18 protein-coding genes and 1 pseudogene are annotated in these 17,195 nt (G+C 36.6%); 9 read left to right on the top strand and 10 right to left on the bottom strand.

Translation table 11 applies throughout. The annotated features are described in order from the left end of the window. Nucleotides 1-6 precede the first annotated feature (6 nt). Nucleotides 7-531 (top strand): RidA family protein, encoded by a 525-nt coding sequence (locus Q5N69_RS06255; protein ID WP_304368000.1) that lies wholly within the window; start codon nucleotides 7-9, stop codon nucleotides 529-531. A 107-nt stretch (nucleotides 532-638) separates the two neighbouring features. Here the strand turns inward: Q5N69_RS06255 and Q5N69_RS06250 are convergent, their stop codons facing one another. From Q5N69_RS06250 to Q5N69_RS06225, 6 genes are all read right to left on the bottom strand, one after another. Then, nucleotides 639-1,157 (bottom strand): hypothetical protein, encoded by a 519-nt coding sequence (locus tag Q5N69_RS06250; protein ID WP_304367999.1) that lies wholly within the window; start codon nucleotides 1,155-1,157, stop codon nucleotides 639-641. A 53-nt stretch (nucleotides 1,158-1,210) separates the two neighbouring features. Continuing rightward, entirely contained in the window at nucleotides 1,211-1,606 is a 396-nt protein-coding gene (locus Q5N69_RS06245; protein WP_304367998.1) for a hypothetical protein, read from the bottom strand. A 79-nt stretch (nucleotides 1,607-1,685) separates the two neighbouring features. Further along, nucleotides 1,686-2,765, bottom strand: a complete 1,080-nt coding sequence (locus Q5N69_RS06240) for a site-2 protease family protein (protein ID WP_304367997.1) — start codon at nucleotides 2,763-2,765, stop codon at nucleotides 1,686-1,688. A gap of 467 nt (nucleotides 2,766-3,232) precedes the next feature. Then, the gene (locus tag Q5N69_RS06235) at nucleotides 3,233-3,691 is read right to left on the bottom strand and encodes a type II toxin-antitoxin system YhaV family toxin (protein ID WP_304367996.1); all 459 of its coding nucleotides are present in this window, start codon (nucleotides 3,689-3,691) and stop codon (nucleotides 3,233-3,235) included. Nucleotides 3,692-3,693: 2 nt separating this feature from the next. Continuing rightward, on the bottom strand, nucleotides 3,694-4,023 hold the full coding sequence (locus tag Q5N69_RS06230; protein WP_304367995.1) for a type II toxin-antitoxin system PrlF family antitoxin: 330 nt from the start codon (nucleotides 4,021-4,023) through the stop codon (nucleotides 3,694-3,696). 127 nt (nucleotides 4,024-4,150) lie between these two features. Then, nucleotides 4,151-4,399 (bottom strand): hypothetical protein, encoded by a 249-nt coding sequence (locus tag Q5N69_RS06225; protein WP_304368092.1) that lies wholly within the window; start codon nucleotides 4,397-4,399, stop codon nucleotides 4,151-4,153. A 250-nt stretch (nucleotides 4,400-4,649) separates the two neighbouring features. On the opposite strand from Q5N69_RS06225, the gene Q5N69_RS06220 reads away from it, so the two are divergent. Together Q5N69_RS06220 and Q5N69_RS06215 are read left to right on the top strand one after the other, a co-directional pair. After that, nucleotides 4,650-5,063, top strand: a complete 414-nt coding sequence (locus Q5N69_RS06220) for a LexA family transcriptional regulator (protein ID WP_304367994.1) — start codon at nucleotides 4,650-4,652, stop codon at nucleotides 5,061-5,063. Further along, nucleotides 5,051-6,307 carry a Y-family DNA polymerase gene (locus Q5N69_RS06215; protein ID WP_304367993.1) on the top strand — a complete coding sequence of 419 codons (1,257 nt, stop codon included), beginning with the start codon at nucleotides 5,051-5,053 and terminating at the stop codon, nucleotides 6,305-6,307. Before Q5N69_RS06220 ends, Q5N69_RS06215 begins: the two co-directional genes overlap by 13 nt. Before the next feature lie 189 nt (nucleotides 6,308-6,496). On the opposite strand, the gene Q5N69_RS06210 is transcribed toward Q5N69_RS06215, so the two are convergent. The 4 genes and pseudogenes from Q5N69_RS06210 to Q5N69_RS06195 all read right to left on the bottom strand — a co-directional run bounded on the left by Q5N69_RS06210 (nucleotide 6,497) and on the right by Q5N69_RS06195 (nucleotide 10,403). After that, nucleotides 6,497-7,567 carry a macro domain-containing protein gene (locus tag Q5N69_RS06210; protein ID WP_304367992.1) on the bottom strand — a complete coding sequence of 357 codons (1,071 nt, stop codon included), beginning with the start codon at nucleotides 7,565-7,567 and terminating at the stop codon, nucleotides 6,497-6,499. 8 nt (nucleotides 7,568-7,575) lie between these two features. Further along, nucleotides 7,576-8,184 (bottom strand): annotated as a pseudogene (locus tag Q5N69_RS06205) (DUF4433 domain-containing protein). Nucleotides 8,185-8,269: 85 nt separating this feature from the next. Next, entirely contained in the window at nucleotides 8,270-8,731 is a 462-nt protein-coding gene (locus Q5N69_RS06200) for a RidA family protein (RefSeq protein ID WP_304367990.1), read from the bottom strand. A gap of 109 nt (nucleotides 8,732-8,840) precedes the next feature. After that, entirely contained in the window at nucleotides 8,841-10,403 is a 1,563-nt protein-coding gene (locus Q5N69_RS06195) for an amidohydrolase family protein (protein ID WP_304367989.1), read from the bottom strand. 381 nt (nucleotides 10,404-10,784) lie between these two features. Here Q5N69_RS06195 and Q5N69_RS06190 point away from each other — a divergent pair, with 381 nt between their 5' ends. The 6 genes from Q5N69_RS06190 to Q5N69_RS06165 all read left to right on the top strand — a co-directional run bounded on the left by Q5N69_RS06190 (nucleotide 10,785) and on the right by Q5N69_RS06165 (nucleotide 16,913). Beyond that, nucleotides 10,785-13,172 carry a TonB-dependent receptor gene (locus Q5N69_RS06190; RefSeq protein WP_304367988.1) on the top strand — a complete coding sequence of 796 codons (2,388 nt, stop codon included), beginning with the start codon at nucleotides 10,785-10,787 and terminating at the stop codon, nucleotides 13,170-13,172. A gap of 229 nt (nucleotides 13,173-13,401) precedes the next feature. After that, complete coding sequence (locus Q5N69_RS06185; RefSeq protein WP_304367987.1) at nucleotides 13,402-13,662, top strand: DnaJ domain-containing protein; 261 nt, start codon at nucleotides 13,402-13,404, stop codon at nucleotides 13,660-13,662. A 60-nt stretch (nucleotides 13,663-13,722) separates the two neighbouring features. Then, nucleotides 13,723-14,196: a hypothetical protein gene (locus tag Q5N69_RS06180; protein WP_304367986.1), complete on the top strand. Its 474-nt coding sequence runs from the start codon at nucleotides 13,723-13,725 to the stop codon at nucleotides 14,194-14,196. An 84-nt stretch (nucleotides 14,197-14,280) separates the two neighbouring features. Continuing rightward, on the top strand, nucleotides 14,281-14,928 hold the full coding sequence (locus Q5N69_RS06175) for a hypothetical protein (protein WP_304367985.1): 648 nt from the start codon (nucleotides 14,281-14,283) through the stop codon (nucleotides 14,926-14,928). A gap of 80 nt (nucleotides 14,929-15,008) precedes the next feature. Continuing rightward, entirely contained in the window at nucleotides 15,009-15,926 is a 918-nt protein-coding gene (locus Q5N69_RS06170) for a hypothetical protein (RefSeq protein ID WP_304367984.1), read from the top strand. An 84-nt stretch (nucleotides 15,927-16,010) separates the two neighbouring features. Beyond that, complete coding sequence (locus Q5N69_RS06165) at nucleotides 16,011-16,913, top strand: radical SAM protein (RefSeq protein WP_304367983.1); 903 nt, start codon at nucleotides 16,011-16,013, stop codon at nucleotides 16,911-16,913. The last annotated feature ends 282 nt before the right edge of the window (nucleotides 16,914-17,195 follow it).

Below are 17,195 nucleotides of genomic sequence, written 5' to 3'. Positions count from 1 at the left end.
AACACTATGAAAAAACTTATCTTTTGCTCAATGTTATCTGCTGCCTTAGTTCTACCATTAAGTGTAAGTGCTCAATCAACAACGCCAGAACAGCGTATTGAAAAAGCAGGTTTTGTATTACCTGAAGCCACTAAGCCTATTGGCAACTACGTAACATGGCGACTGTCTGGTAAAACCTTATATCTATCAGGACACGGAGCTTGTGAAGGTAAAAGCGTATTAGGTAAGCTTGGCGACACCCTTAATGTAAAACAAGGATATGAAGCCTCACAACAAGTAGGTTTATGTGCATTAGCAACAATAAAATCTGCCATAGGTGATTTGTCTAAAGTGAAACAAGTATTACAAATTTCAGGCATGGTAAACGCCACCTCTTCATTTACCGATCACCCTAAAGTGATTAACGGCTTCTCAGACATGTTTGTTACCGCGTTTGGCGACGATGGCAAGGCTGCAAGAGCCGCTGTAGGAATGAGTAGCTTACCAGCTAACTGGGCAGTTGAAATAAGTGCGATTGTAGAATTGAAGTAGATTTAACTTTAATTTAAACAAAAAAAACCAGAAGTTCTTTAGTAGAGACTTCTGGTTTTTTATAAATCTACAAGTTAGCCATTAATATTTCAGTTAACAGATCCATATTATCTAGCTTTAGTTAACCAATTTCTAGCCTCTTCAATAAGGTGTTCTTCAAATTTTTGCTCTGCTTGGTCACGAGGTAGATCCGAATAATACAAGATCATAGAGCCATCACGGCAATCCCATATTTCACGAAGCCAACAAAATATAAACTCTAGACCTAAACTATCTCCAAGATATTTAATGGCTGGATACTCTTCTTCGATTTCACTCCAAACATCATAATAAATAGAAGATGCGCCCGCTCTAGGCCCTATTTCATTATTAACAATACGTGTCAAAATTCTTTTTATAGCAATGTGAGCAGCTTCAAGCCTAGTTAATGATGGAATATTTAACTCTTCCATAAGTGCTTCAAACATAGGCCCAACAATATACATTTCAGGTTCTTTTTCAAAAATGAGATCTGTAAGACTATCTGTGAAGAAACCATTCAAGAGCCATTCATTTGCAAGTTCAACTATTTCATTACTGTTCAAGTTGTTCAGAATGTATAACGCATACGCTTCTTTTGGTTTCATACATGTATCTCGTTGAGGTATTCGCTATATCCCACAATCTTCAGATTTGATATTTAAATTAAAAAATGGTTTAAAGTTATCTTTATCAATAAGGTCAATTGAAATGTTCCTACCATTTTTAACTTCTTAATATAATGAGGGTAGTTACAAACCTTTTGGATTATGAATTTTCTATAGTCTTGCTTAATTTGATCATTATTATTTCTTTTAGGATTTCCGTCAGAATAATTTAGTTTTATGAACACTCCATTGCCAGAGCTATGAGAAATAATAAAGGTTAAGTTTTCTTTGAAAAAATATTCGCTTAACTCCTCAGTTTTTTTCTTATATTGGTAATCTGGATAGCTTCCCCAAATGGTAACTATAATCAAAGGAATAAAAAAAGCAGCGAAAAGAATTCGACCTTCTTTATGAGCGTACCATGTAAGAAATTTATAAGGTTCAAACACTGTTATTCCTAGAGATATGAAAGTCTTTTGTTCTTTAATCTTTGAAAACCATTTAGGTTAACGCTTATTAAAGCACAACCTAACTATTCAATATTTTAAGCGGTAGCGACAATGCTCCGTTATCAGTTTGCCCTACTAACCAAATAATCGCGCTTAAACCACCTACTGTTAATACATACCAAACACCTGAAACGATTTGCGCGTAGCGGTTAAGTGGTAGTAGTTGGCTTAAGTGTCGGCGTTTGTATTCAAAGAATATTTCAACACAACCAATAGCGAGCAAAAAGCCTAACAGTGCTAAGCCAAACTGGTAGCTGATGTAAATACCCAGTGCTGCGCCTAATATACATGCCACTAAACCAATGCGTGAATTTATAGAGAATGCGATGCTTTTCAGTACGTGTCCGCCATCTAACGGCAATACAGGCAGTAGGTTAAATAAGTTAAGTAGTGCGTTAAATACGGCGATGCCTGCCAGTATTTCTATGTCGGTTATCCAATAGCCAATTAACGCGGCTACCGAGAGGATCAAACCAAAAAACGGTCCCATGATGGATATAACAACGTCTTGCCAACGGGTGTTAATTTTGTCGTCGCTAAGTGCTAAACCGCCCACAAAAGGAATAAGGTAAATGCCTTTGGTTTTTAGTCCAAAGTATTTCATGGCTTTAATATGACCATATTCGTGAAACACTAAACAAAGAATTAGTGCGATGGCGAATTCAATTGAAAACAACCAGCTGTAGGCTGCCAAACTACCTGCGGCAAATAATACTTTAACTATTTTTGCGCTTTTAAGGAGTTTTAAACCTAAGCCTGCCATGCCTACAAAGCTAAATTTAAAAGACTGTTTTTTATTTTGGCTAACGTCGCGTTGTTCTATGTCTTTTTCGTTGAGTGTGCTTTCTTCAACAAGTTCGTCGTTAATCAGTAGTTTGAATTGCAGATCAAATGGCTGCCATTCTAATGAACCATTAAGCTCTACGTGAAGTTCGCCTTGTGCGTTTTGCAGAGGAAATTTATGCACAAAAGTGTCGCTGTCGGCACTTGCATCTATTTGCGATACACATTGATCGTCCCAAAAAAGTTGCTGCCACCCTGCCATTGAACCTTCTAGGCGTAATGTTTTTCCTAAACATTGTGTTTCTAATAATTGCACTTTATAAACTCAATAAAAATAAAACCTTGCACGATTATCGCTATATTTTCTAATGCTTCAAGGTTTATCGAAACTATTCCTGTATTCGGCTTTTAATTGAACACTCTGCTAAGTCTTTATTAGTTATTTGTTAGGGAGCGATTAGCTATCTGTTAGAGAATAGTCGGTTTTATCTTGGGGCAGTGCTTAACCCTCGACTGGTTTCATTGTCATATTCGCAACCCCCTTCGCAACAAGACCTCCTCCTAAAACACTTGCAACGGTTGTAGTAGTATCAACATTAACATATCAATTGAATCCATGGACAGGTTAGCCTCTTCGAATCACTTCGAGCATATCCGTCGAATCATTCGAGGAGAAACGCCCAATAACTGGATCATAGTATCGTGCCTTTATATACAGTAATTGATTTTACGAACCGCTATTCCTTAATTCTGTAGCTCTTTAACAAGGCTTTTTTGAGATCTTTATTTTTTAGTTGACTTTAAAAGGTCATCCCAACTATCAGGTGGATTTCCCGCTTTCAACATCTTAGAAAATACCTTATAGACATCATTTTTACTTTCATACGCTCGTTTATTTTTTTCATCGTTGACCCAGGCGAAAACAATCACTTTAGACGGTACATGAAAACGAAAAAACAATCGGTATTGTTGAAAGAACTTTGCTCTGAACCAATGCTTATTTTGTTCACCTAATGTTTTACCTTGACGGTAATCAGGTTTAGTAGGATCTTGAGGAATAATTTCATAAGCCAGCTTGTTAATAGCAGCTAACCTCTTCGTATCATTTTTTTTGATATATCCAACAGGATCTTTTACTTTTAGCGCCTCAACCTTTTTCTCAAGAGCCTCAACTTGCTCTACAAATAATGGATGGGCATAGAGTGTCCATCCATTAACAATAAGTGCATTATTATCAGACAAGATTACTCGTCCTCATCCAATAGTGGTGTGTCTAAATCAAGCGTAACATCAGCGGTTAATGATTCAATACGTTCACGCATACTGGCCGTAAGTGGCTGAAGCTTTTCCGGGTGCTCACGCATATCATCAGCAATGAATGATAAAAATGATTCAACCACAGGATCTTCTTCAGATGCTTCAACGCGTGTTAATAACACACTACCGTTCGGCTGAACTGTAAATTTAATTTTATCTTTTTTTTCTAAGTGCAATGCTTGACGAACAACACTCGGCACTGTTGTTTGAAAACGATCTGTTAATGTAGATTCTGTTTCTAAATTTTTTTGTAACATAACAACCTCCAAAAGGTTAAGTATATAAAACTATGGTAATGCAAGTGCATTACCATTGCAAATATCCTTGAAATAAGCTTTTACCACTTAATGCTGATGGTCGATACTAAGTAAGGTGTAGGTATTTTTAATGGTGATTTACTGATTGTAGATAAAATTGCAGATCAAATGGCTGCCATTCTAAAGAACCATTAAGCTCTACGTGAAGTTCGCCTTGTGCGTTTTGCAGAGGAAACTTATGTACAAAAGTGTCGCTGTCGGCACTTGCATCTATTTGCGATACACATTGATCGTCCCAAAAAAGTTGCTGCCACCCTGCCATTGAACCTTCTAGGCGTAATGTTTTTCCTAAACATTGTGTTTCTAATAATTGCACTTTATAAACTCAATAAAAATAAAACCTTGCACGATTCTCGCTATATTTTCTAATGCTTCAAGGTTTATCGAAACTATTCCTGTATTCGGCTTTTAATTAAACACTCTGCTAGGTGTTTATTCGTTATTTGTTAGGGAGCGATTAGCTACCTGTTAGAGAATAGTCGGTTTTATCTTTCTATTTTGAATAACGACAACTATACTGTACAAAAATACAGCATTTAGTTTTTTGTGAAAGGTATAGATGTTTTATGAAAGTTATTCCGATATTTGCAGAAGCTGGCATTAGTGGTTTTGAATCGCCAGCGGCCGAGTATAAAGAGTTAGGTTTGTCGTTAGATCAATTATTAATTAAGCACCCTAATGCGACATTTATTGGTCAAGCAAACGGTGATTCTATGCAAGGTGTGGGTATTTTCAATGGTGATTTGCTAATTGTAGATAGATCATTAACAGCAAAAAATGGCGATATTATTGTGGCTAATTACAATGGCTGTTTTGTGTGTAAGCTTATTGATAAAACACAAGCGCGCTTGCTGTCGGCTTCAAGCGAACATCCGCCTGTGCAGATTAAACCTGAAGATGAGTTTCAGCTAGAAGGTATAGTTACTCGCTCAATTCGGTTACATCAAAAGTCGCCTGAAATTACGTTATGTACGCACTAGTTGATGCGGTATCTTTTTATGCCAGTGCAGAGAAAGTATTCGATCCCAGCATCCGTAACAGACCTGTTGTTGTTCTTACCAATAACGACGGCTGTGTTTGTGCGGTATGCCCTATTGCTAAACGCTTAGGTATTCCTAAATTTATTCCTTACTTTCAAATTAAAAACTTTTTAAGTAAGCATGGCGTTGTTGTGCGCTCGTCAAATTATGAGCTATATGCCGATTTAAGCGAACGCATGATGAATGTGATTGCCCGTTACTGCGACAACCAATATATCTATTCGATTGATGAGTCTTTTTTAGAGTTTAAACAATACGATGGTTTAATTACCGATTGGCATAAATACGGACACGAAATACGTAGAGCCATTTGGAAAGAAACGCGCTTACCTGTGGGTGTAGGTTTTGGTACAACGCCAACATTAGCGAAAGCCGCTAATCATGCAGCCAAGAAGTTAGCAGGGTTTGACGGTGTAGCGGTGATTGATAGCCAACAATCAAGCTTGCCTATATTACAAAAAATGAGCGTTACCGATGTATGGGGCATTGGCAACAGGTTAGGTAAAAAGCTTAATTTGTTAGGCATAAACACAGCACAACAATTAGCTCAACAGTCGCCTCAGCACATGCGAAAACAGTTTAGCGTGTTGGTTGAACAAACGGTGAATGAGCTTAATGGTGTTGCTTGTTTGTCTTGGGATAAAGTTAAAGCGCCTAAGCAAGAAATATTCTCTACGCGGAGTTTTGGTGAACGAGTGACTGATTATGAAACGCTCATGTTTGCCTTAGTCACTCATGGCGTTATTGTCGGTAAAAAGCTGCGTAGGCAAGGATCCTTAGTAAAACGTTTACTGGTTTTTGCTGCTAGTTCGCCACACGATACGCAGTATTATAAAAGATCGCTGATTTTTGAATTTCAGCTAGCCACCAATAACAACAGCCAAATAGCCTCTGCTATCAATATTCTTTTACGTGAAATATTCCAAACAGGTATTCAGTTTTATCGCTGCGGTGTAGGTGCTGTTGCACTAGAAAGTGAGCAATATCAGCAACCCGATTTATTCTCACCGATACAACCTAGCCCTTTAATTATGGATTGTTTTGATAAGGTAAATAACCGATATGGACAAGGGGCAATAACACTAGCGAGTGAAGGTAAAGCAGAAAAATGGCAAATGCGACGTAGCTTTTTATCGCCACAATATACAAGTAGTTGGCGTGATATTCCTAAAATAGGTTGTTAGTCATTAGCTAAAAACAACACATACTCAGATCTGATTTTATATCAATATAAGGTATGAAATTGGTGTATACCTACTAAGGTATAATTTCCATCAGGTAAATAAGCGAAGCGCTAAAGACGCAACAACATTGCTGATTGAGGGATGAAAAAGCAACCATCCCCCTCCATGTTACTTTATCTGTTATAAATATTAGACTATTGCAGGTGCTTTATTCTCAAGCCAATCTTGCTCTTTTAAACGCTTCCAAGCAGCTAAAATATGTGCAGGTTTCATTTGAGCTTTTCTATTGTTCCAACCATGAACTTTTTCAATTAAGCTTTCATTTGTTTGTATTTTATTATCAGACTCTTGTGTTAAAACCCAATGGACAGTAGAAAGTAACTCCATACCATATTGTGATTCAAAGCCTTCAATAAGTTGTGCTACACGATCAAATCTTTCTTTCGTTTCTTTATTTTCACTTAAGTAAGCTAAAGCTTCTTTTGCTGCATCAGCTTTCAGTTCGATAGATGTTTCAGGTTTATTTAAACCATCCGCATACCCACTAATAAAATGACCTTCCATTTTGTCTAAAACATGTCGCAATACATCAGCATAAGGACCAAAGTGATGCTTTTTAAACACTACTTTATTTAAAGGCTCACCAACAGCAGTTAAAAAATAAACAAGTTTTTGTACTTCAAGTAAAGACAAACGATAGTCAAAACCGGTAGAAACATAACGATCAATTAAACCAATAACAGCAGCACGACCAATAGTCATTTTAGGTCGTTTGGTATTATTTAACATAACGTCTGCTTTAGGAGCTTCTTGAGGAGGATACAGATGCCAATTAACATCTGGAAGTTCAGCCAAAGATTTTTGTATAAGAGGCTCAACATCTTGCCAAGATAAACCACCTAAGCCACTACCTAAGGCAGGAATAGCGACTGATTTAAGTTTTAATTTAATAACATCAGCTTTTAAACTACTCAGACCTTGTTCAATATATTCAAGTGTCGACTTGCCTTTCCAATGGGCTTTAGTTGGAAAGTTTATAATATAGAATGGTGCGCTCATCGAATTTAGAGGAACAGAAAAAACTTGTCCTGTACGAATCACGTTATCATCACAAGCTTTTTTGTATTGTTTAAAATTATCAGGGAAGGCTTTTTTAAACTGTAATGCTAATCCTTTACCCATAACACCTACAGTATTAACTGTATTAATTATAGCGTCAGATTGATCATGTAAAATATTACCTTTTTGATACGTAATCATAATAATCTCTAATAATACCACTCCGGGCGAATAAGAATTTCAGGCTTATGCTGAGAACTTAGTAATGATACAGCGACTTCATCTGCTATTGCTTGATTTTTAACGCCAACTTGATGAATAGTGTGCTATTTTACTGACTCAAATGCCAAAAATTCAGCTTGTTTTTCTTCTTTAAAATCTTGCCAATAGCGTTCATTGATTATTCGCTGAATGTTTAGCTCATTAATACGAGTAAAATCATCTATTTGTTCAGCATAATCAAGATCAGCATGAATATCGGTAAAGAAACAATTTTCGTTGGTTAGCTTAATCGTGTCTATATCACTTATTAAATGCAGAACTCGCTCTTGTCCTTCTTGAAAGTCATCATGACGGCAATGAATTACATAAAGCATAACTGAGCGAGGGCAAAAATTAAATGGTACGTACTGCCCAATAGTACCGCCAGCCGCCACAGATACTGGTCTAACTAAACGACGTTGTTTAATATGATTATAACCAATATTTTGATTAACTAAACCGAGTTCAATACGTTTATAGTCTGACCATAAACAATCCTGCTCTATAATACTTGCTAAGTTACTGACATGAGTAATATGTGAAATTTTGACTGCCATTAATATATTCCTTTATATCATTCTAGCTACTACCAAAATATAACTTAACGCTCTAAAGTTAACTTGATAATTTATCAGTTAATAATTAACTAAAAACAGCAATACATTCCACTTCAACTTTTGCGCCTAAACCTAATCCATTTGCACCAAAAGCACTACGCGCTGGATATGGCTTGCTGAAAAATGAGGTGTAAATTTCGTTAAAACGCGGCCAGTCTTTCATATCAGCTAACATAACCGTACATTTAACAACGTTTTTCATGGTTAAGTCGTGAGCAGCAAGTATTGTTTTAATGTTATTCATGGTTTGTGTGGTTTCAGCATCAATACCACCTTCAACAAGTTTAAGTGTACCTGGAGTAACGGCAAGTTGACCTGAAATATACAGTGTGTTGTCAACACGAACAGCTTCTGAAAATGGCATATTCGCTGATTTAGGAAACACACTACTTGTATCTAAATACTCAACTTTAGCGCTTGAACCTGCATAAAGATGACTTGTGAATAAAAGTGTCGCCAGCGTAATAATGGTTGATAATTTTTTCATTTTCTCTCCTTTGTTCATGTTAGCTCCTAAAAATAAGAGCTAATATTGAGTTGTTAGTGATTGATGATAATAAAAAGTTAACTTTTATTTACCTACCTATTTCACTTCCCTATTTAACTTCTCTTCTAATCGCTTTTCCTGGCATAGCTGTTCTTATTAATTCGCCATTTTCGATAATAGGCGTGCCGTTTACTATAACGGTTTTCATGCCTGTAGACGTTAATATAGGTTGAGCGAATGTTGCTCTGTCGGTCAGTTCTGCAAAATTGAAAATTACGATATCAGCGTCGGCACCTTCTTGAATTCGACCTTTAAATTTCATTTGAGCCACACTGCCTTCTAAAATTTGTGCAGGTATTAACGACATTTTTCTGATGGCTTCACTTAACGATACTTTTTTGCTTTCTTTAACAAACTCTCTAATGAAGCGCGAATACGTGCCTGCTGATCTTGGATGTGTTTTAGCGCTTTCAGGTAAAGGCCAAACGTCACCAGTTACCATTCTGCGTGTTTTAGAATCAATTAATGGCATACCGTCTGAAGCAACAGCACCGTTAGGAAACAGTTGCGAGATGTCGTATAAGTGTTGGTCTGACTCTGAATGTTCAGGATCTAAATAACGGAAGATGATAATAGAACGCGGATCTTTATCTTGTAACTCTTTAAAGGTTTTAGCGTTAAGGGTTTGTCCGTTAAATGAGAAGTCGCTTTCGCTAGCATTACCTAATCGCTCTTTCCAATTTTCGCCACGAAACATTTGTGCGCCAATAGCGGTACTTGCAGCTGAATATGGATAGGCTTCAACAGAAATATTAACGCCCTGCTTTTGCGCATTTAATACAAGTTCGGCTACATCTTCTATATCGCGTGCACTGGTACTGTTTAAATGAGAAATATGTGCATGAGCACCTGTACTTGCCGCTACAGAAATCAATTCTTGATAGGCTTCAAAAGCGCTTTTAGGCTCTTCTGCACTAGCAAAACGAATGTGGTTAAAGGTAGATACATTATGTTTAGCCGCTAACTTGTGCAGTTGATAATATTCTTTTCTATTAGAATTAGGACTATAGCCCGACAAAATCCCTACACCTAGCGCGCCAGCATCAATGGCTTTTTCAACAATCGTTATAATTTCATCTTGTTGTGCTTTTGTGGTGAGCTTTGAGCTCCAGTTAGGTAAAGAAAACACACCTAAGGCTTCACCCGGAACACCATTAAAGGTTGCGCCATCTAACACCATTGCACGTGCCATCGACCAATTAGCTGAAGCGCCATAATTTATAGGTCGCCCTTCTTTGGCTATATTGCTGTAAAACTTATCAACTTCGAGTACACCTGCTTCTAATTCTAATGCAGTTGTTACACCGTCGAAGGCTTGTAAACGAGCTGAAGGTAATAATTGGCCATGTGCATGTAAATCAATAAAGCCTGGCGAAACCACTAAGCCGGTAGCATCAATGATCTTTTTACCTTTAATGGATGATTCCGATATTTTAGCGATTTTACCTGCAGAAATACCTAGCCAACGTTTGGCGTCTAATCCTGTTTCGGGATCTATCACTCGGCCATTTTTAATCACTAAATCGTAATTTTCAGCCATGCTGATTGACGAAAAGCTTAATGTGGTAACCATAACGAGCAATGTGATCAGTTTGTTTTTATATATTTCCATTATTTATCCTCAGCTACTACTTGGTTTTATGAATAGTATTTACTTCTTTTAAACGCGTAATATGTGTCCTTGCTTAACTCTTGTTGCACTTCAAACTTGATACTAAGTCATTACTTAGTGATCAGAGTATAGGCGGTCTTCTTATTAGATCTAGTTTATACATATCCTGAGCTAGATCTTCGTATATTAGGTTATGCTAAATCTAGAACAACTCAAATTAATCTTTTACTTTTCAATAAATTAAAAATAGAAAAATGTTGTTTTTAATATTTATCAGTTATCTGGCTAAAAACTCATGGGTATATTGATAACTGTACTATTATTAATCTATGTGACAAATTAAGTCGATAAAATAAAAAACAATAACTGGGGAGTTGCAACATGGAAGCAAGAAAATTTCAGTTTAAATTACTATCTACAGCCATCATTACGGTCTTATCTGTACAAAGTTATGCTCAAGACACAGCAGACGTTGAAAGCAGTCAACTTGAGCGAATCGAAATTACCGCACAAAAACGTACGCAAAACATTCAAGAAGTGCCCGTTTCAGTGAGTGCCTTTACTGGCGAACAACTTACAAACAACCATATCACTAGCTTAGTTGATGCGTCAGACATGATGCCTAATGTAGAAATATCGAGCACGAGTTCTATGCCGCAAATATATATGCGAGGCATTGGCGCAGGTATTAATTATGGCTTTGAGCAATCTGTTGCCCAATTTAAAGATAATATTTATATGGGCCGAGCTATTATGGCTAGAGCACCGGTATTTGATGTAGAAAGAATTGAAGTACTTAAAGGCGCACAAAGTATTATGTTTGGCAAAAATGCCACCGCGGGTGTTATTTCAACCATGACTAAAGGCGCAATTAACGACACGGAAGGTTCATTCAGTGCAAGCTATGGTTCTCACTCTACTTTAAGTCTTGAAGGTATGTTCAATACTGCGATTAATGACAATTGGTCTGCTCGTATTGCTGCAGTGCTTAAAACCACAGATGGTTTTATGGATAACAACCTCGACAATAATGATATTCGAGGCGTAGATCATATCGACGGACAAGAAAACTCAGGCGTAAGACTTTCCCTACAAGGCGACTTAGATAATGGTTTATCTATTGGTTTTAAAGTTGAACATTCAGAATCGGACTTTGAGCTGAGCTCTCGACAATATTATGTTGATAACGAAGCACTAGCTGCTGCGATAGATCAAGGTCATCAAGCTGGACTTACGGCTTTGTTAGATCCTAACGCGATAATAGATCAACGAGTAGAGTTTGATGATACTGCGGGCGATCAATCTCCTTTTAACGACAACTTTGAAAGCGATACCGCGGTTTTAACCCTAGAATACGATTTAAATAACAATACCCTCACCTCAATCACCAGTTATCAAGATTACACTTGGAATAACGCTTACGATCCTACTTATTCAGAACAAAACTGGGTTGCTCTTGATAGAACCGAAAACTTTGATCAGCTTACCCAAGAGTTCCGTTTTGTAACGCCTGAAGCTGAGGTAGGAGAATTCGATTATATTGCAGGTTTATTTTACACTCGCCAGAACTTAGACTTGAACCAAAATGCGGATATGTTTGAGTTTCCATCTGCGCCTATTCCAGACAGTCGCTACGGCTTATTTTCTGATTTTGCATTAGACGAATGGAGCATTGCTGCCTTTATTTCGATAGGTTGGCAGGTAAACGAAAAGCTTAAACTCGATTTAGGTTTACGTTTCGACAAAGAAAATAAAACAGTAACTTCATCTCAAGAAACCTACACCGCAGACTTTGGGCTACCCGAAGCTAACGCATTAGGTTTAGCAGATACTATTTTGGCGGCATTTGGCGCAGGTAATCATCTACTTGATGAAGAACGTGATGAAACGCATTTTTCACCTAGCTTAAAATTAAGCTATCAAGAAAACAAAAACCTGATGTATTACGCCAGCGCAACTGTTGGTAGTAAAGGTGGTGGATTCGACGGAACCTTATTAAATAACACAGGCAGTATGGGTACAAGCTCACCTTCTGGCGACCCATATAATCACTTCAATCCTGCGGTTATTCCAGCAGACTCGTTTGAATATGAAGATGAAGAAGCGACTGCATTTGAAATAGGCTTAAAGTCAGATATTTTAGATGGCAGAGGTAGATTCAATGTTGCTTACTACTATACCCAGTTTGACAACATGCAAGTATCTGCGTGGGATGGGCAAAGTTATGTAGTAGATAATGCTGCAAAATCTATCGTACAAGGGCTTGAAACAGACTTCACCTTTATATTAAACGATTACTTGTACGTGTCTGGCGCTGCTGCTTACTTAGATTTTGAATACGATAGTTTTGAAAATGGAGTGGCTACCGTATGGCAAGACAAGGTAGAAGGCTTAGGTGGGCAAAACTTAACTGGCAGACGTGGCGTTTATGCACCTGAAGTAACAGCAAGTTTTTCATTAAATTACGACGATGAAGTAACAAGCTCTGTGTTGTTATCAAGTAACTTATCGGTAAGCTACTCTTCATCGTTTTACACCGCGTCAGATTTAGACGAACAATCTAAGCAAGACTCGTTTGCTAAGCTTAACTTTCGTATCGGGCTAAGTGATGCAAACGATGGAAAATGGAGTGTTGCCTTGTTAGCTAAAAACTTAACAGACGAGCAAGTGGTACGTTCATCACAAGATTTACCAGGTAATGCATTTGCTTATTGGGTTGCAATAGATCCACCTCGCACCTATACCATTACAGGAACGTATAATTTTTAGTTAGTACTTTGTATAACTCAAAGCTGTTACAGCTAAAGACAGATATCGGAGATCAGAAATGCTCTTCGATATCTTTTACTCATCAAGTTGCTTAAATAAGTCTCAAATCAAACCTTAATCGAAAATAAGCAAACATAAAGATTTGAATAATACAGCTGCGAAGGTAGAATTAGCCTTATTATAGCAACACGCATTTAAATGTTGTTTAGCAAAAGGTAGCGGTATATTTATGGATCATTTTGAACAATTAGGTGTAGGTAGAGCAGCAACTACCATTGAAATAAAAAAAGCTTATCGCAAGCTTGCTAATAAGTATCATCCCGACAGAAATGACGGTGAAGAAGCCAAAGAAAAATTCCAATTAATTCAACAAGCTTACGATGCGATTGTTGACCCTAAAAAACGTGCTTTATATTTAAAAAGTAATTACACCATCATCACAGATCCACGCGAAGTGGCTGATGCATTTTGGAATGGTGCATTAAGCTAAGCATTTATTTAATAATATAAATTAACGATTTTACTCAGACTCTCCAACTGGAAATAACAAATGCAAACCGAAGTAAGCATACCTGAATATTTAAGCGGTGATTTTTCTATGTATTTAGAAAATATGAACTCTTTAGCTGATCCTGAAAATCCGGATCTGTTAACCAATTATTTATCTAATTTGTTCAAGCAATTGCAAGAAATGCCGTTACTATTTACAGGCATGCCTGATCAACTTGCTATGGCCATTGCAACAAAAGTAAGAATCGACAGCAAAAGCTTAGCAAAAATTGAGTTATCTGAAGAACCAACATGGGCAGATGTTAAAGCCTTTGTTGGCGTACATGCTGATGCAAGAGCTTGCATTACAGAGATAATGGAAAATGCTGAGCAAGATTTAAAAACCGCTATTTTATTGATTCATTTTTATAACGGCTACGATGCTACACCATTAAAAGCTGAAGAAAATGATGATGACGACGATGATTATGGTTCAAACGGATATGAATCTGACGATTATGATGAGAACTATTAGTTTTATAGCAACATGCTAGCTCTACTAGAAACATATAAAAAACTTAATAAATAAAATAACAAACATAAGCTTTAAGGAACTCCCTTGACTAAAAACGCATTAATTCTAGCCACCGATATTATTGAACAAGCGCAACAAAGCGGTAGACGTGCTGGCACATCTTTAGAAGCCATAGCTTCAGAACAAGGTGACGAAACTATGCTTGCCGTATTAACGGAGATGGATATTTTAACTGTTGCTAAAATTGTTCGAGAGCATGATGCGACTATTCCATCAATTGCTACTTGGTTAATGGACGCAGAATCAATTAAGCAGCTACTTAATGTTGAACCTTCGTACTGGCAAAACATGGAAGAAGACGAAGTATTTTGCGCACAAACCGAAGCACATAGTTTATTAACGCAAATATTCTTATCGACAGATGATGAAGAAAAACAACTTGAAGTATTGAACGCTATATTGCACGACGACTTTGGACTTTTATATTTATCTTTACCTTTTGTTGGTCACGATTTTTCAGAAATAGAAGAAGACGAAGAGCAAACATCTGGCAGCGTTGAAGAGCTATTAATGAAGATAAAATCGTTAAGTGAAGAAGCTTACCGTGAAGTGATGACAATCAGTACAAATGGTACACTTGAAAACATTGAAAAATCATTAAAACAGAACGCTAACAAGCAACGCGTTACCGCTATTGAAATGGATACAGACGATATGTTCGCGCCACTTTAATTTTATAACCAATTAATAATTAAAGATTTATATAGAATATTAACGCATTATCATCAGTATTATTTGATTAGGAACCATTAATGAAAATAGCAGAGTTACGTAATCATCCTTTTCTTCTTTTAGTGTTAAAAGATGGAGAAAGTGAAGGCTATTTTACGCCAGAATACATGCATAAAACTAAGCAGCAATTGTCTGATATGTCGTTACGTATAGCGTCAGATAACTTATCAATTATTTATGCCGATCAAATTAGAAAAGGTTGTGAAATTGTACTCGGTATGAGCAATTTAGGTTTGTTAGATCTTTGCGATAACGACACAGAAAAAGCCAAAGAGATATTACTCACCCAAGGTATAGTTTATTGCTTTAGAGCGGGTTGGGCTAAATACGCTAAATTAAAGCAAATATCTCCTTCGTACTTTGAGGAAGTATCAATCACCAATTATGCACAATCAGTTAACGATACTTCTGATATCCGATTAATGCATAACGCCATAGAAAAAACCGGTAACGAAAGTGCCATGCTATTAAATATTTATAAAAGCATCGCATCAGTTTATTGTGCAAATACCATTCTCATTGATAACGATGAAGAAATGCTGCAGTTTGAAATACAGAAGTTTTTAAACTCTGCGGTAACTTTATTATTAATAGATACAGATAAAAAGAAATATACCAATAGCTTATACGAAGAGTTAATTTCCTACCTAACAACAAGTGATCAAGTGGATATTTTTGACAAACTAGAAACGTGTATCGAAAACATCACTAAACAGCTACCTGTTGCTGCAAGAGACTATTTAGATGAGCTTAATTTATTAGAGTTTAGCGATCTTAAAGGTTTAATTGAACAACAAATGGATATCTCTATTTTCATCCCTGATATCTTAGAGCTTCCAGTTTCTGTAATGAATGAATTACACGATGACTTTGATGGTGGTTATGATTTCCATGCAGATGACGATGAAGACTTAGCTTATCTGTTTGATGATAAGTAAAATACGCTAGAGTTGTGTAAAACAACTCTAGTAAAAACAATTTGTAAGTAACAAAAGCAAAAACGTTAAAACAAAGAGCATAATATGTACCCACTAAATTATATAGAACCTGTTTTTCGCCCACCAAGTGAATGGAAAAGCCTAATACTACAAGTCACTAATGGCTGTTCTTATAATAAGTGTACTTTTTGCGACATGTATACGGCTGACAGTAAAAAATTCAAGCCTAAAAAAACAGATGTAATCGAACAAGAATTACTGCAAATAGTTGCTTCTGGCTTACCTGTAGGCCGTGTGTTTTTGGCTGATGGCGATGCCATGATGCTACCTTTTAATCGCTTAAAAGAAATTTTACTTCTTATTAAAACTCACTTGCCACAAGTCACCCGAGTTTCAAGTTATTGTTTACCTAGAAACTTAACTAATAAAACCGTAGAACAATTAACAGAATTACGCGCTTTAGGCTTAACCTTAGTTTATGTGGGTTGTGAAAGTGGCGATGATGAGGTTTTACAGTTAATTGAAAAAGGTGAAACCTACGAAAGCTCTTTAATCGCCTTAAATAAAATCAAGCAAGCCGGAATGAAAAGCTCAGTGATGATTTTAAATGGTTTAGGCGGCCCTGAATTATCAAAGCAACATGCGATAAATTCAGCTCGATTAATGAATGCAGCTCAGCCAGACTTTTTATCCACCTTAGTGGTTAGCTTCCCTTTAGGTGAAGAACGTTTTGCTAAAAACTTTGTAGAAAATAACCATCTGCCATTTCGCTTGTTAGATCAACAAGAGTTGTTTCAAGAAATGAAATTATTACTGTCTGAACTTGAGTTAGAAAAAACGATTTTTAGATCAGACCACGCTTCAAACTATTTAGTATTAAAAGGTGTGTTAGGTAAAGACAAAGCAACGCTAGTTAACACTGTACAAATGGCGATAGACAAATCAGCACATATTCCTCTTAGACAAGAATGGCAACGAGGCTTATAAGTTTAATTAGCGCAATTTAAGAGTATGACCTTTCCAGTTTAAGGGGATTTATTTAATCCCCGCTCCTATCTCACTACACATAACTAAGTACTACTACTTAATTATAAGCCTACTATGTCGTTATGATGTTAGCGAAAGCCATAAATGCAAAACGGTAATACCCCTTTCCTTTGGTTATAAACCCTAAATTATTAAGTGAAGTTACTACTTACTCCACCCACAAAAAATATTAACCAAATATTTAGTTAAAATAATTTTAACTATAAACCCATGAAATAAAAC

Source organism: Pseudocolwellia sp. AS88, assembly GCF_030551755.1.
Lineage (GTDB): Bacteria > Pseudomonadota > Gammaproteobacteria > Enterobacterales > Alteromonadaceae > Pseudocolwellia.
The sequence above is the reverse complement of the archived record's forward strand: the minus strand, read 5'-3'. Positions and strand labels throughout refer to the sequence as shown.